Annotated in this window: 17 protein-coding genes and 1 tRNA gene; 13 read left to right on the top strand and 5 right to left on the bottom strand. The window is 64.5% G+C overall.

Annotated features, from left to right (window positions below; all coding sequences use genetic code 11):
• The first annotated feature begins 131 nt into the window (after positions 1-131).
• The 5 genes from IM784_RS07390 to IM784_RS07370 are packed head-to-tail and all read left to right on the top strand — an operon-like array spanning position 132 to position 2,612.
• Complete coding sequence (locus IM784_RS07390) at positions 132-479, top strand: AtpZ/AtpI family protein (protein ID WP_199554684.1); 348 nt, start codon at positions 132-134, stop codon at positions 477-479.
• A 14-nt stretch (positions 480-493) separates the two neighbouring features.
• Positions 494-1,240 (top strand): F0F1 ATP synthase subunit A, encoded by a 747-nt coding sequence (locus IM784_RS07385; protein WP_199554683.1) that lies wholly within the window; start codon positions 494-496, stop codon positions 1,238-1,240.
• Positions 1,241-1,279: 39 nt separating this feature from the next.
• A complete protein-coding gene (locus IM784_RS07380; protein ID WP_199554682.1) occupies positions 1,280-1,507 on the top strand; it encodes a F0F1 ATP synthase subunit C in 228 nt (75 codons plus the stop codon).
• Between the two features lie 26 nt (positions 1,508-1,533).
• Entirely contained in the window at positions 1,534-2,013 is a 480-nt protein-coding gene (locus IM784_RS07375) for a F0F1 ATP synthase subunit B family protein (protein ID WP_199554681.1), read from the top strand.
• A complete protein-coding gene (locus IM784_RS07370) occupies positions 2,013-2,612 on the top strand; it encodes a F0F1 ATP synthase subunit B family protein (protein WP_199554680.1) in 600 nt (199 codons plus the stop codon). The genes IM784_RS07375 and IM784_RS07370 overlap by 1 nt, the downstream gene beginning before the upstream one ends.
• 67 nt (positions 2,613-2,679) lie before the next feature.
• Here IM784_RS07370 and IM784_RS07365 read toward each other — a convergent pair whose 3' ends face one another.
• Positions 2,680-3,051, bottom strand: coding sequence for a hypothetical protein (locus tag IM784_RS07365; protein ID WP_199554679.1), 372 nt, complete (start codon positions 3,049-3,051; stop codon positions 2,680-2,682).
• 21 nt (positions 3,052-3,072) lie between these two features.
• Positions 3,073-3,402, bottom strand: a complete 330-nt coding sequence (locus tag IM784_RS07360) for a chorismate mutase (protein ID WP_199554678.1) — start codon at positions 3,400-3,402, stop codon at positions 3,073-3,075.
• Positions 3,403-3,448: 46 nt separating this feature from the next.
• On the opposite strand from IM784_RS07360, the gene IM784_RS07355 reads away from it, so the two are divergent.
• From IM784_RS07355 to IM784_RS07335, 5 genes are all read left to right on the top strand, one after another.
• The gene (locus IM784_RS07355; protein WP_199554677.1) at positions 3,449-4,459 is read left to right on the top strand and encodes a polyprenyl synthetase family protein; all 1,011 of its coding nucleotides are present in this window, start codon (positions 3,449-3,451) and stop codon (positions 4,457-4,459) included.
• A 22-nt stretch (positions 4,460-4,481) separates the two neighbouring features.
• Positions 4,482-6,914, top strand: a complete 2,433-nt coding sequence (hrpB, locus tag IM784_RS07350) for an ATP-dependent helicase HrpB (RefSeq protein WP_328799480.1) — start codon at positions 4,482-4,484, stop codon at positions 6,912-6,914.
• Positions 6,915-6,975: 61 nt separating this feature from the next.
• Positions 6,976-8,172, top strand: coding sequence for a M48 family metallopeptidase (locus IM784_RS07345; RefSeq protein ID WP_199554676.1), 1,197 nt, complete (start codon positions 6,976-6,978; stop codon positions 8,170-8,172).
• Between the two features lie 31 nt (positions 8,173-8,203).
• A complete protein-coding gene (locus tag IM784_RS07340) occupies positions 8,204-8,485 on the top strand; it encodes an ETC complex I subunit (protein ID WP_199554675.1) in 282 nt (93 codons plus the stop codon).
• 57 nt (positions 8,486-8,542) lie between these two features.
• A tRNA-Arg gene (locus IM784_RS07335) sits at positions 8,543-8,619 on the top strand.
• A 109-nt stretch (positions 8,620-8,728) separates the two neighbouring features.
• Here IM784_RS07335 and IM784_RS07330 read toward each other — a convergent pair.
• Positions 8,729-9,376 (bottom strand): thioredoxin domain-containing protein, encoded by a 648-nt coding sequence (locus IM784_RS07330; RefSeq protein WP_199554674.1) that lies wholly within the window; start codon positions 9,374-9,376, stop codon positions 8,729-8,731.
• Positions 9,377-9,439: 63 nt separating this feature from the next.
• On the opposite strand from IM784_RS07330, the gene IM784_RS07325 reads away from it, so the two are divergent.
• Both IM784_RS07325 and IM784_RS07320 read left to right on the top strand, forming a co-directional pair.
• Positions 9,440-11,170 (top strand): N-acyl-D-amino-acid deacylase family protein, encoded by a 1,731-nt coding sequence (locus tag IM784_RS07325; RefSeq protein ID WP_199554673.1) that lies wholly within the window; start codon positions 9,440-9,442, stop codon positions 11,168-11,170.
• 54 nt (positions 11,171-11,224) lie between these two features.
• The gene (locus IM784_RS07320) at positions 11,225-11,872 is read left to right on the top strand and encodes a hypothetical protein (protein ID WP_199554672.1); all 648 of its coding nucleotides are present in this window, start codon (positions 11,225-11,227) and stop codon (positions 11,870-11,872) included.
• Between the two features lie 33 nt (positions 11,873-11,905).
• Here IM784_RS07320 and IM784_RS17145 read toward each other — a convergent pair whose 3' ends face one another.
• Complete coding sequence (locus IM784_RS17145; RefSeq protein ID WP_199554671.1) at positions 11,906-12,187, bottom strand: helix-turn-helix transcriptional regulator; 282 nt, start codon at positions 12,185-12,187, stop codon at positions 11,906-11,908.
• Positions 12,184-12,492 carry a hypothetical protein gene (locus IM784_RS07310; protein WP_199554670.1) on the bottom strand — a complete coding sequence of 103 codons (309 nt, stop codon included), beginning with the start codon at positions 12,490-12,492 and terminating at the stop codon, positions 12,184-12,186. Before IM784_RS07310 ends, IM784_RS17145 begins: the two co-directional genes overlap by 4 nt.
• 482 nt (positions 12,493-12,974) lie before the next feature.
• Between IM784_RS07310 and IM784_RS07305 the strand changes: the two genes are divergently transcribed.
• Positions 12,975-14,706 (top strand): DUF262 domain-containing protein (locus IM784_RS07305; RefSeq protein WP_199554669.1); only part of this gene is annotated, 1,732 nt, incomplete at its 3' end.

Here is a 14,706-nt window from a genome sequence, read left to right as displayed (position 1 = left end):
TCTATCCCCCGATGCTTGACCTTTGCGCGAGTGCAATCTAACGAACCCGCGCTTCGGCGGCTCTTGCGGCCTGCGGAGCCCTAGGCGCATTTGCCGCCGATGGCCGACCTGACAAGCGAAGGGCCTGCCTCTTGCCCGATTCTGCCGACAAGCGTGACCTCGAAGACCTCGAGGCCCGGCTGAAAGCAGCCAAGGCAAGGCATGATCCTGAGCCCCGGCAGGTCGCCGTTTCGGCATTGGCCCAGGGCACCCGTCATGCCTTCGAGATCGCGGCCACCACCATTGTGGGCGGGGCGATCGGCTGGATGCTGGATCGCTGGCTTGCAACAGGGCCCTGGATGCTCCTGCTCTTCCTGCTTTTGGGAATTGCGGCGGGTTTCTGGAACCTGATCAAGGCGGTGAACAAGGAAGCAGCCGTCGTGCGCGAGCGCGACAATCAACGCCTGCGCGAGCAGGCGGCAAAACGAGACGATCAGTAGGGACGAGACAGAAGGTGGCAAATCCCCTCGAGCAGTTCGCGATCAAGCGCTATGCCGACCTGAGCGTCGGAGGCGCCGACGCTGCCTTCACCAACGCCTCGATCTTCATGCTGATCACGTTGGCGCTGATCCTTGGCTTCTTCTGGCTGGGCAGCCGCAATGCCGGGCTGGTTCCTGGCCGCTGGCAGGCAGCGCTCGAAGGCGTGACCGGATTCATCTCCGACATGGTGGACGAGAATATCGGGCCGAAGGGCCGGGCTTTCGTTCCCTTCATCTTCTCGCTTTTCATCTTCATCCTGGTGGCGAACCTGATCGGGCTCTTCCCCTTCACCTTCACCGTCACCAGCCATATCGCCGTCACCTTTGCCTTTGCCGCGCTGATCTTCCTGATCTGTGTGCTCGTTGGCATCGCGAAGCACGGTCTGCACTTCTTCTCGCTGTTCGTGCCGGCAAACACGCCTGCCATCCTGCTGCTGCTGATCGTCCCGATCGAGCTCATCTCGTTCCTGTCGCGGCCGCTCACCCTTTCGATCCGTCTGTTTGCGAACATGACCGCCGGCCACATCCTGCTGAAGGTGTTCGCGGGCTTCGTGATTTCGCTGGGCGCCGCCGGCGGCATCTATGCCGCGATTGCGCCGCTGCCCTTCGTGATGACGGTCGCCTTCTACGGTCTCGAACTGATCGTGGCCGTGGTGCAAGCCTATGTGTTTGCCCTGCTGACCTGCATTTACCTCAACGATTCCATCAACCTGCATCACTGATATTCAAGATCACTGATACCCCAAGGAAGGACTGAAACTATGGACGCAGAAGCCGCAAAGCTCCTCGGAGCCGGCATCGCCTCGATCGGCATGGGCCTCGCCGCCATTGGCGTGGGCTTGCTGTTCGCAATGTTCCTGTCGGGTGCGCTCCGCAACCCGGCCGCCGCCGACAGCCAGCGCCCGAACCTGATCTTCGGCTTCGCCGTGACCGAAGCTCTCGGCATCTTCGCCTTCCTCGTCGCCCTGCTGCTGCTGTTCGCGGTCTGATCCCGAACCGGTAGACGGAGGCACCGATGCCCCAGTTTGACTTCACCCAGGCGTTGCCACAGGTCCTGTGGCTCGCGCTGGTCTTCGGCATCCTTTACCTCTGCGTGCGCGGCATGGTTCCGCGCGTTCAGAAGGTGGTGGAAAACCGCAAGGCACGCATCGCGTCCGACCTCCGGGAAGCGGAGGCTGCCCGCGATGCGGCGGAAGCCGCTTCCAGCGGCGGCACGACGGCGCTGGCAGATGCACGGGCCCGTTCGCTTGCCGTCACCGGCAAGGCGCGCGATCTCGCCGCCTCGCAGACTGCAGCCAAGCTTGCGTCGGTTGACGAGGAGCTGAAGCTGCATTCCGAAAGGGCAGCCGTGGCGCTGGCAGACACGCGTACGTCGACGATTGCCGAACTGGATGCCGTTGCCAGCGAAGCGACGGTGGAGCTGGTCAAGCGCGTTGCCGGGCTTGATGTCTCTGCCGATGAAGCTGCCAAGGCTGTCAAGAAGGTGGCCGCGTAATGGCTGAGACTGCAGAAACCGCTGCCGCTTCGCCCGGCACATCGGAAGTGGCCGATCATTCGACCGCCCAACCGGGGACCGTCGCCGAGGCCGAGCACGCCGTTCATCATGAAACCTTTCTGGGCATGGACAGCTATACCTGGGTTGGCCTCGCCTTTCTGGCGTTTGTGCTGCTGCTGTGGAAGCTTGGCGCCTTCAAGATGATCACCGGTGCGCTCGACAGCCAGGCGGAGAAGGTGAAGGCCGATCTCGCCGAAGCTGCCGCCCTGAAGGCCGAAGCCGAAGCGATGAAGGCACGCGCCGCGGCCGAAGCCGCCGAAGCGGAAGCCGCTTCGAAGGCGATGCTGGCCAACGCCGAAGTGGAAGCAAAGCGTATCGTCGAGCAGGCCGTGGTCGATGCCGACACCGCTATCGGCCGCCGCACGCGGCTCGCTGAGGACCGCATCAACGCCGAAGCCCGCTCGGTCGAAGCCGAGCTTCGCGCCCGCGCTGCCGACATCACGGTGAAGGCAGCGGAAGCGTTGCTGGCGGAGCGCTCGAAGAAGGGCGACCTGGCCGAGCTGACCGACGCCTCGATCGCAGCACTCGACAAGCGCTAACGGGCTTCGCGTAAAGGGAATTCGGCCGGCCGGAAGCTCAGCTTCCGGCCGGCTTCCTTTTGCCGGCTCAGCCGGAAATCTGATGTACCTGCTTTTCGCCTTCCTCGCGGGCGTCCAGCACAGTCTCGAACTCTATCCTGTCGATCGATTCGAAGCGGGCGATGGCGATGCTCAGCGTCATCCACGCCTGCCGATAGCGCACGGCGCGCTCGTTCGGGCGGAACAGCGTCAGGGCGCCGGTAACCACGGCCAGCACCCAGGCAAGGAACTGATAGACGTCGTCGCTCCAGCCGAGGAGCGCCGGCTTCGCCGCGATCAGCGTCGAAAGCATGATGGCGAGCAGGCTGAAGACGTAGAAATAGCTGTACCATGTCCAGTGGAGGCGCCGCCAGGTGGAGGCAATCTCCTTCTGGTCGGCAAGCGCGGCATCTGTGTTCATCGTCTGCCCCCTTGTCTTGGATCAGCTGTCGCCCGGCGCTCCGCTGTTTTTGGCCGTGGCATGGTGGCGGATCACTTCGTCGATGATGAACCGCAGGAACTTCTCGGAAAACTCCGGATCCAGATCGGCATCTGCGGCAAGCGCGCGCAGGCGGGCGATCTGCTCCTCTTCGCGCCGCGGATCGGCGGGCGGCAGGCCCGTTGTCGCCTTGTAGGCGCCCACCTTCTGCGTAACCTTGAACCGCTCGGCGAGGAGAAAGACGAGGGCGGCATCGATATTGTCGATGGAGCGGCGGTATTCAGCCAGCTTGCTGACAGCCTGTTTTTCCGTTCCTTCGGTGCCCAACGCCATGAAGCCCCTTTCCCTCGGCGCCGCGAAGCCGTAGCGGTTCGGCGCCATGACAGCCACAGTCCACAGCCTTCGGCAGGATACGCCCAGCCTTCAGCCCCTGATGGCGCTGGTGGCACCCGGCCTCAACAACGTCAACCGCGTGATTCTGGACCGGATGCAGAGCCAGGTGGCGTTGATCCCCGAGTTGGCCGGCCACCTGATCTCCGGCGGCGGCAAGCGGCTGCGGCCCATGCTGACGCTGGGATGTGCGGCCGCGCTGGACTATGCGGGCGACAGGCACCACAAGCTGGCAGCCGCCGTCGAGTTCATCCACACGGCCACCCTGCTGCACGATGATGTGGTCGATGGCTCCGATCTCCGGCGCGGACGGGCGACCGCCAACACCATCTGGGGCAATGAGGCCTCGGTGCTGGTGGGCGATTTCCTCTTCTCCCGCGCGTTCGAGCTGATGGTGGAGGACGGCAGCCTGAAGGTGCTGAAGCTGCTCTCCAACGCCTCTGCCGTGATTGCCGAGGGCGAAGTGCACCAGCTGACGGCGCAGCGGGTCGTGGAAACGACCGAAGAGCGCTATCTGCAGATCATCCAGGCAAAAACCGCGGCGCTGTTTTCCGCCGCCTGTGCCATCGCCGCCGTAGTAGCCGAGCGGGATCAGGCGACCGAGGACAGCCTCGAAGCCTATGGCCGCAACCTCGGCATCGCCTTCCAGCTGGTCGATGATGCGATCGACTATGTTTCCGACGCGCAGACGATGGGCAAGGACACCGGCGACGACTTCCGCGACGGCAAGGTGACGCTTCCCGTCATCCTCGCCTATGCACGCGGCGACGAAGCGGCGCGGAAATTCTGGCAGCGGGCCATGACCGGCCGCGCCAATGGCGAGACCGAACTGGCAGAAGCCGTGCAGCGCCTGAACGACACCGGCGGCATCGCCGACACCATGGCCCGCGCGCGGCTCTACGGCAGCCGGGCGATCGATGCGCTGTCACGCCTGCCCTCCAGCGTGGCGAAGTCGGCGCTAGTCGAGACAGTCAAGTTTGCCATCCAACGCGCCTATTGAGCCTGCCGCCACCGGACTGCCGGTGGAGGAGATACTGCCTGCACTTCGGGCGAGCCTCGCCGCGTGCCGCAATGCCGTGCTGGTCGCGCCGCCGGGCGCCGGCAAGACAAGCCTGGTAGCGCCGTCCTTGCTGTCCGCTGACTGGCTGGACGGCCAACGAATCCTGTTGATGCTGCCGCGCCGGTTGGCGGCACGGGCCGCCGCCGAACGGATTGCGGCGCTGCTTGGCGAGGCTGTGGGGCAACGCGTGGGCTATCGCACCCGTCTGGAATCGAAGCCCGGAAGCCGGATCGAGTGCGTGACCGAGGGACTTTTCGTGAACCGCCTGCTGGGCGATCCGGGGCTGGAAGGCATCGGCGCCCTGCTGTTCGACGAAGTCCATGAGCGCAATCTGGAAGGCGATCTGGGGCTGGCGCTGGCGCTGGATGCACAGCAGTTGCGCCCGGATCTTCGCATCGTCGCCATGTCCGCAACGCTGGACGGTGCCCGCTTTTCCCGCCTGATGGGCGCGTGCCCGGTGCTGGAATCGGACGGGCGGCAATATCCGGTGCGCGTTCGCCACGCCGGCCGCAGCGAGGCGCGGATCGAGGATCGCATGGCCTCTGCGATCCACGCGGCGCTTCGGGAGGAACAGGGAAATATCCTGGCCTTCCTGCCCGGCGTGGGCGAAATCGAACGGACGGCAGAGCGCCTCACCGTCGGAGGCAATGTGGCGCTCCACAAACTGCATGGGCAGGCCGACCCCTCTGCGCAACGCGCGGCACTCGCGCCCGAACAGCGGCGCAAGCTGGTGTTGGCGACAAGCATCGCCGAAACCAGCGTCACCATCGACGGTGTGCATGTGGTGATCGACTCCGGGCTGGCGCGGCGCCCCCGCTTCGATCGCGCCTCGGGCCTTACCCGGCTGGTAACCGAGCGGGTCTCGCAGGCGGCCGCAACACAGCGCGCCGGGCGGGCAGGGCGGCAGGCACCGGGTGTCGCCATCCGGCTGTGGGAGGAAGGCGAGACCCGCGGCTTCATCCCCTTCGATCCGCCGGAAATACTGGAAGCCGATCTCTCGCCCCTGCTGCTCCGGTTGGCGGCGTGGGGCGTGCGCGAACCGAACGACCTGAACTGGCTGGACGCTCCCCCGGCCTCAGCGGTCAATGCCGCCCGGGATCTGTTGTCGGAGCTTGGGGCGCTGGATGCCGAAGGCCGGCTCACGCCGCATGGTCGGTTGGTGGCGCAGTTGCCACTGGCACCACGCATCGCGCACATGATTCTGGCGGGAGCCGCTCGCGGGCAGGCCGGGGAGGCAGCTGATCTGGCAATCGTCCTGGAAGAGCGCGGGCTGGGCGGCCAATCGACAGATATAGAGGAGCGGCTGCGGCGACTGCCGGGAGACCGCGGCCAACGCGCCGGGCAGGCACGGAAGCTGGCCCAACGCTGGGCAGAACTGGCCCGGCGTCTGCAGCCGGCAAATTCGCAGACCGTATCGCCGGCCCTGCTGCTGGCCGAGGCATTCCCGGACCGGGTGGCCAAACGCCGCCGCGCAGCGGGGCCTTCGGACGCGACCGTCGACTATCTGTTGGCAAACGGGCGCGGGGCCGCAATCGAGGCCGGCGATCCACTGGCCCGGCAGGAATGGCTGGTGGTCGCCGATGCCGGCGGTGCGGGTGCCGCCTCCCGCATCCGACTGGCGGCGGCGATACCGGCCGACGAACTGCCCGCATGGCTGGAGGGCAGGACGCGCACGGAGGAAGCGCTGGCGCCCGATCCGGCAAGCGGCAGGCTGGCGATGCTGCGCACCACCCGGCTCGGTGCCATCGAGGTGGCCCGCGTGCGAGCGCCGGCCACGCGGGAGGCGGTAGAGGGCGCGCTGCTTGCCGACGCCAGAGCGGGCGGATTGGCAGCACTTCCCTTGTCCGAAACCGAACTGGCGCATCTGGCACGCATGCGCTTTGCGGCAGCGCATGGACTCGAAGGCCTCCCCGACCTCACCGACGCCGGGCTGATGGACGCGGCAGCGCTATGGCTCGCGCCACGCCTGACCGGGGTCAGCAAATTGGCCGACGCCCGGCTGGACGGCGCCTTGCTGGAACTGCTGGACTGGCAACAGGGGCAGGCTCTGGAACGCCATGCGCCCGCTCGCTTCGCCTCGCCCGCCGGAACCAGCCATGTCATCGACTATGCGGCTGACGGCGGTCCAGAGGTGGAAGTGCGCGCGCAGGCCTTGTTCGGCCTCTCCGCGCATCCGATGCTGGCGGGCGGCAAGGTGCCACTTGCTCTGGCGCTCACCTCTCCTGCCGGACGGCCGCTTGCAAAAACACGCGATCTTCCAGCCTTCTGGAAGGGCGCGTGGAAGGATGTGCAGCGCGAGATGAAGGGGCGCTATCCAAAGCATCCGTGGCCCGACAACCCGGCAGAAGAAAAGCCCACGGTGCGCACCAAGGCCGCCGACGCCCGCCGTAGTTGACAGGCCGGGGCGGAAGTCTAGGACGTGAACTTCATGAGTTCACGTCCTAGCTTCACGCCCCATGTCATTTGATCCTGCGCAGGCCACCGCCGCCTATATCGACTCCCTCGGCCCCGAAGCTCTGGCGAAGGCTGCAGCCTATACCAGCGGTGGCCACTGGCTGCTGTTGTGGGGGCTTCTGGTGTCGGCCGTCACCACATGGCTGCTGATCCGGTCCGGGTTGTTGGAGCGGCTTGCCGCAAGGCTGAACAGGCACCGCAAGCGGCCCAATCTCACGGCCTTTCTGGTCAGCGCAGCCACCTTCCTGCTGCTGGCGCTGCTGGCCCTGCCCTGGACCCTCTATGAGAGCTATTTCCGCGAGAAAGGCTATGGCCGCACCAGCCAGCCGCTCGCGGATTTCCTGGGGCAGTCCGCCACCTCACTGGCGATCTCGGCGGTCGTGTCCGGCCTGCTGTTCGTCGGCGTTTATGCCCTGATCCGCCGGGCCGGCAAGAGCTGGTGGATCTGGTCGGGCGGGCTGGTGGCAGCGGGCCTGACTGCTGTGATGCTGCTTGGCCCCATATTCATCGAACCCATCTTCAACGACTACAAGCCGGTGCCCGCGGGCGAGGTCCGCGATGCGCTGGTCGTTCAGGCGGCCGCCGCGGGCGTCCCGGCTGACCGGATCTTCGTTTTCGACGGCTCGCGCCAGTCCAACAATTTCACCGCCAACGTCTCCGGCCTGTTCGGCTCCGCCCGCATCGCCATCTCGGACATCGCCTTCAAGGGGGCTTCGCTGGATGAAGTGAAGGCCGTGACCGGGCACGAAATCGGCCACTATGTCTCGGGCCATATCTGGCGGATGGTGGGCGTTGTCGCCCTGCTCGCCATGCTGTTCTTCTGGCTGGCCGATCGCCTCTATCCCCGCTTTGCACGGCTGTTCGGCAGCCGGGCCTCGCTGGCCGACCCCGTCGGTCTACCGGTCCTCCTGTTCATCGCCGGCCTGTTCGGCCTGCTCGCTACGCCTTTGATGAATGCGATCTCCCGCATCGACGAAAAAGAGGCAGACGACTACAGCCTGAAGACTGTGAACCTGCCGGATGCCCTTTCGACGGCGCTGGTGAAGACGGCCGAGTATCGCTACCCGCGCCCGACGGATCTGCAGGAAATGCTCTTCTATTCGCACCCCTCCGTCGAAAAGCGCGTGCGCTCGGCGATGGAATGGAAGGCGGCGCACCCGGCGAATGCCAAAGTGCCAGAGACTCCGTCAGGCGGTTGACCTTCGCCTCCAGTCGTGGCTTTGGGTTTTCATGCCCAACGCCCGCATCTTCCAGCAGGGAACGCCTGCAACGCAATCCGGAAAGGCCCGCTCCGGCCAATGGATTCTCGAGCATGAACCGCTGGAGGCCAAGCGCCCCGATCCGCTGATGGGCTGGGCCGGCAGCGGCGACACCGAACAACAGATTCGTCTGACCTTCCCCACGCTGGAGGCAGCACAGGCCTATGCGGAACGACAAGGGCTGGATGCAGAGATCGTGCCGCCTGCGCAGCGCCGGCTCATCCTGCAAAGCTATGCGGAGAATTTCCGCTAGCCGCGGAACTACGCTATCGCGCACAGGAGATCTGAATTTGCGCTATCGCGCAAACGGGCGCCCGTAGCTCAGCTGGATAGAGCATCCGCCTTCTAAGCGGAATGTCGCAGGTTCGAGTCCTGCCGGGCGCGCCAGTCTTGTTTGCGGCCTTTGGCCACGTTCCGAACGATTTCAGGCCGAAATGCCCGGTGGAGGTGGCATAACCGCCGTCGCGACCGAAGAGCAGTCCGGACCAATTTGCGATCATGCGGACAGATTTCTCGCCTGCCGGATGGCGCGGGCGAATTCGCGCCGCGAGACCGCGCCGCGCACCAGGACACGGTCGATCAGATGCCCTGGCGTTCCGCCCAGCCCCAGCGCAAACGCGTGGCGGGCATTGCGGACCAGCGCGGCGTCTATGACGGCCCCGGCCGAAGCAAGCCTCCGGTATAGTAGCTCGACGTCGCCGCCAGCCGCAGCGATGGCCTTCTCGGCGGCGGCAGCATCCGCGCGCCCGCCCTGCATCAGAGACGTGTGAACCGGCAGATACAGACCCTGCGCGTCGGCGGCGATAGCCATTCGGGCCGCGGCGCGGCTGTCTGCCCCGAAGATTGGCCAGTCGAGAAAGCGCAGGCGCACGCGGCCATCCTCCTCCACGGCCTCCAGCATCGGCGGGTGGGCGATGCGGCAGGCGGCGCAATTGAAATCGGTGAAGACAAGGAAGGTCACGTCGCCGCGCGGGTTGCCGGCTTCCGGTCCGGGCTCAGCCAGTGCCGCCGTCACGACGGGTGTCAGCTCCAGCTCCCGACCGACCGGCTGGAAATGCCGGACTGCAGCCAGCGAAAGTCCAGCCGCCCCGAACAGGCCAGCCAGCACCAGCGCCTCGCGTCGCTGCAGGGCGGGCGACTTCATACCGGCTTTTGGCAGGTTGACTGGCGGCGCAAACGGGCGACCATGGCGCGAGGGAGAAGGACCATGCTGGATATTCTTATCCGCGACGCGACGCTTGTCGACGGTACAGGAGCAGCGCCGCGCCGCGCCGATGTGGGCGTGAAGGACGGCCTTATCGTGGAAGTCGGCTCCGTCTCCACGCCGGCCGCGCGCGTCGTCGATGCCGGCGGCAGGCTGGTGACTCCGGGCTTCGTCGACATCCACACCCACTATGACGGCCAGGCCAGCTGGGATCCCTTCCTGGCCCCCACCAGCCTGAACGGAGTCACGTCGATCGCTATGGGCAATTGCGGCGTCGGCTTTGCCCCGGCAAAGCCCGACCGGCACGATTGGCTGATCGCGCTGCTGGAGGGCGTGGAAGACATACCCGGCACCGCGCTCGCCGAGGGTCTCACCTGGGATTGGGAAAGCTTCCCCGACTATCTCGACGCCCTTGGCCGCCGGCAATATGCCATGGACGTGGCGGCGCACCTGCCGCACGCCGCGCTCCGCACCTATGTCATGGGGGAGCGCGGCGCCAACCATCTGGAGCATCCGGACGCGGGCGAGATCGCGGAAATGGCGCGGCTGACCGAGCAGGCGCTGGCGGCGGGCGCGCTCGGTTTCTCGACCTCGCGGACCTTCGTGCACAAGAGCAGGTCGGGTGAAAATATCGGCACACTCGAAGCCGGGCGGGCCGAACTCCTGGGGATAGCCGATGCCATGCGCCGCAGCGGCAAGGGGGTGATCCAGCTCATCTCCGATGCCTATCTGACGGCAGACGACGCATTCGCCGAGCGCGAGCTGGACCTCATCGCGGAAATGGCGCGCGCAGGCGGGCGCCCGCTCAGCTTCACCGTCCAGCAGACGGACGAGGCGCCGGACCGGTTCCACCACATCTTCGATCGGATCGGCGGCATGGTGGGGCAGGGGCTCGATGTGAAGGCACAGGTAGCCTGCCGTCCCATCGGCGCGGTGCAGGGGCTGGAAGCGACGCTGAACCCCTTCCTGTTCTGCCCGGAATGGCGGCGCATCGGGCATCTGCCGCTGGCCGCAAAGCTGGAGGAACTGGCAAAGCCCGACGTGCGGGCGACGCTGCTCGCCCAGCATGCCGCCATCCGCCCCGAAGGCTTTGGCGAACTCATCGCGCACGGATTTTCGCGCATGTTCCGCGTTTCCGATCCTGTAGACTATGAGCCGACGGCGGATCGATCGGTGGCGGCAGAAGCTGCCGCGCGCGGGGTGAACCCCCCCGAACTGATGCTGGACCTGCTGGCCGAGGAGGCCGGGCATCGCCTGCTATATATGCCCCTCATCAACTATGCGCGTGGCAACCTGGACGACGTGCACAAGATGATGACAGCCCCGCACACCCTGTTCGGGCTATCCGATGGCGGCGCCCATTGCGGCACCATCTGCGACGCCAGCTTCCCGACCAGCACCCTCGCCATCTGGGCAAGGGGCAACAAGGCCGAAAGCCGTATCCCGCTTGAAACGCTGGTGCACGGGCTGACACAGCGCAACGCGGCGCATGTCGGCTGGCACGATCGCGGGCGGGTGGCGCCGGGCCTTCGTGCCGACCTCAACCTGATCGATCTCGACGAGCTTGCCGTACCACCGCCGCAAATGGTGCGCGATCTGCCCGCCGGCGGCGGGCGTTTGCTGCAGCGGCCACGCGGTATCGAAATGACCGTTTGCGCCGGTACCGTCACGTTCGAGCAAGGCGAGGCAACCGGCGCGCTTCCCGGCCGGCTGCTGCGCGGCGCAAAGGGTTAACGCAGCCGCCCCTCCGTGCTAGCTTCCCCTCAGGGGACAGGGGAGAGGCTGGCAATGGCCGACGAACTTCAAGAGCCGGTATTCCGCGGCTGGCTGAAGCGGCTTTATGGCGCGCGCATTCCGGCAACGCTGCAGGTCTCGCGGCAATATGCCAATGTGATCGATGCCTATGGGCGGTCGCTCCGAACCCGTATCGAGGGGGGCGCCGCGCGTGCCGCCGTTCGCGGCGAGCCTGCGCGCGACGCCACGCTGAGCGCACAGGCGAAGAGGATAGACGATCTGCTGGCGGCATTTGCCGCCGATGGCCTGGCCGGCGCCAAAGATGTGTTCGCCCGCATTCTGGGTGTGGAACTGGCCTATTTCCACGCCACCGACGAAGCGGACCAATATGCGACAGCCCGGGCAGCGCGGGAGCGGTTCCAGCGCGTCGCGGCGCCGCAGGCGGTGGCGCTCCGCAACAGCTCGCAGGTGCCGGAACTGACGCTGCCGCTTTCCGAGCCGGCCATGTCCGATACCATCGAGCTGCTGAACTATATCCACGCGCAATATATCCTGGAGATCGCGCGCGAGGTTGAAGTCACCGACCAGAAGAGGGACCGTGACGTGTCGACAAGGCGTTACATCACAACGCTTTATCGCCCTGATTCGCTCATTCGATACCGTCAAAAATACCGTATCGCGCTCCGGCTTGGTCCTCGATGAGGACTCAAATCTCTGCGGGCAGTGTTTCGACGCTCAGCGACCTCCCTTGTAGATGCCGGCCTGTGCTTTGGCCAGAAGGGCTTTGAGCGCATCGACCGTCACCAAGGTGCACCTGCCGATCTTGATCGTTTCCAGGTCGCCCGAGGCAATCAACTCGTAGAGCTTCGACCGGCCTATTCCGGTCATCCGCACGGCATCGGGAATCCGGACGGCGAGCGGTTCTGCATGGTTGGTCCGGGTCGCCTTGGGGCGGCGATCGAACGGGAGGTCGAGTTGCTCGTCGCTGACAGGCGACTTGGCTTCCCTGCGCTTCATTCTCCCCGCTCCTGCGCAAGCTTGTCGAGCTGCCGCTTATGCGCTTCATGCACTTTCGCTCGGAGGGTCGCATCTGGATGGGCCAGAAGCAGGCCATCGAGAGCGCACATGATGAAGATCAGCCGACGTTTGATGAACTCGGCGTTCTGCCGCGCTTCCTCGCGAAGCTCCTGGCCTTGGAACAGGTCCGTGACGATGGCACCGATCCATTGGCTGCGGCTCTGTTTAGCGCGGGTGGCTTCATCCTGAACCCAGGCTGCGACATGCTTGGGCAGGTAAGTCTGGATGGAAACATTGCGTGTCATGCTGGACTCCATGGTGGTGGAGCCTGGAACGCACTGCGAAAGGCAAGTTTGTTCTACTTATGTTCGATGGCGCCGTCAAGCCGGTTGAAGCTGGCGAATTTCCTCGCCTTTTCGCCAGATGTGATTTGCGTGGATAGCGAGGGCTACTCGCAAGTCAGATTTGACGGAGAACCTGCCAATTTCGCGTAGCGCTATTATCATGCTGATAAAACTATATTTTATTCCGATTTTTACCTGCGATTTGTCGCGTTCGGTGTGCTCTGCACTGTACCCAACTTTTGTGGCTGGTCCCGGATTTGCCCCTCGTACAACACGCTGCCGTCCTGCGATGCCTTACCTGCGGGACGGCATGTGCCAACCTTGCCGAGATCTGAACTTGGCATCGACTCGCCAGGCGGTATGATGCGTGAAAGCAAAAACTGAACATCACCGTGGGTTTAGCCGCGAGTATTGGTTTTGCTTTCCATTTATGGGGGCTGATCTTGACGACGTCGTTTCAAACCAATCCCGTTTCGTTAAAAGATCTCATGCGCGAATGCCATGAGGGGAAGTTGCAGCTCCCCGATTTTCAGCGCGGATGGGTTTGGGATCAGGATCGGATTATTGATCTGCTTGCCTCAATCTCCGAGGGCTTTCCTGTTGGCGCCTTGATGACATTAGATGCGTCGGGAGAAGTATCTTTTGCCGTGCGGCCCGTAGAAGGCGCTCCTGCACCGATTAAGCCCCTCGAAGCGTACCTGCTCGATGGCCAGCAGCGGATGACTTCGCTGTATCAGTCGACCTTCTCGCCTGCGCCGGTAGCTACCCAGACGGCCAAGAAGCGGCCGATCAAGGTACATTTCTATTTCGATATCCGCGCCGCGCTCAATCCAGATGTGGCGCGTTCCGATGCCGTGCTTGCCGTGCCAGAGGACCGAATCATCCGGGAGAATTTTGGCCGCGACGTTAAGCTCGATCTGTCGTGCGAGGAGCACGAATTCGAGGCGCTTCATTTTCCAATCGATCGGATTTTCGATGAGAACCGGTGGCAGATTTCAGCAGCGCAATGGATGGCTAAGGATCCAGTTGCTCGGCAGGAGAAATGGGAACTTATCAACCGCTTCGCCCAGGAGGTCGTGAACAACTTCACGTCCTACCACGTGCCCGTCATCAAGCTGGGCAAGGATACGTCGCGGGCCGCCGTGTGCTTGGTCTTCGAAAAGGTCAACACGGGTGGCAAGCCGCTCGATGCCTTCGAACTGGTCACGGCAATTTATGCCTCCGAAGAGTTCCATCTCCGCGATGACTGGAAAGCCCGGCGTGAACGGCTGATCAAGCAGAAGGTCCTCGCCAAGATCGAACCAGTGGAATTCTTGCAGGCCGTATCCCTCCTCCACACAAAGGAGCGCCGGGACGAAGCGATTGCGAATGGGGCGGAACCGCCAGCGATCAGTGCTACGCGCAACAGCCTGCTGCAGGTGCCGCTGGCGGCCTACAAGAAGTGGGCGGACAAGGTTGAGGCAGGCTATGTTGCCGCAGCAAAGTTCCTCCATTCCCTGAAGATCTTCAACTCGCGCGATCTGCCCTACCAGACACAGCTGGTGCCGCTTGCCGCAATCCTTGCCGAGCTTGGCACAGCCTGGGAAAACGATGCCGTTCGCCAGAAGCTGGCCAAGTGGTACTGGTGCGGTGTTTTTGGCGAACTGTACGGATCGGCAGTGGAAAGCCGCTTTGCGCTCGATATTCGGGATTTTTCGCCCTGGATCAGTGGCGGTGCCGAACCGCAGACGGTCCAGCGCTCAAGCTTCGAGGAAAAGCGCCTTCGCACCCTTCGCTCGCGCTTGTCTGCTGCGTACAAGGGCGTCCACGCCCTGCTGATGAAGTCTGGGGCCGAGGATTTCAAATCTGGCCAGCCCTATGACCAGACCGTGTTCTTTGACGAGAACGTGGACATCCATCACATCTTCCCGGAAGCCTGGTGCAAGAACCAGAAGATCGAGCCCGCGATCTACAACAGCATCGTCAACAAGACCCCGCTGGCGTCCGCCACCAACCGGATGCTGGGCGGTGTTGCTCCGTCGGCCTACCTCGGCCGATTGACGAAGGGGAATCCTGACGTTCGGTATGGGCTTCCAGCCCGGCGACCTTGGCTTGCATCGCTGCAAACGCCTCACGCACGGCGGGCGGAAGGCTGTCCAGATCAAAGGGGAGATCGGCGGGCGCAGACATGGCGAT

The sequence above is a fragment of the Sandaracinobacteroides hominis genome (assembly GCF_016464365.1).
GTDB lineage: Bacteria > Pseudomonadota > Alphaproteobacteria > Sphingomonadales > Sphingomonadaceae > Sandaracinobacteroides > Sandaracinobacteroides hominis.
The sequence above is the reverse complement of the archived record's forward strand: the minus strand, read 5'-3'. Positions and strand labels throughout refer to the sequence as shown.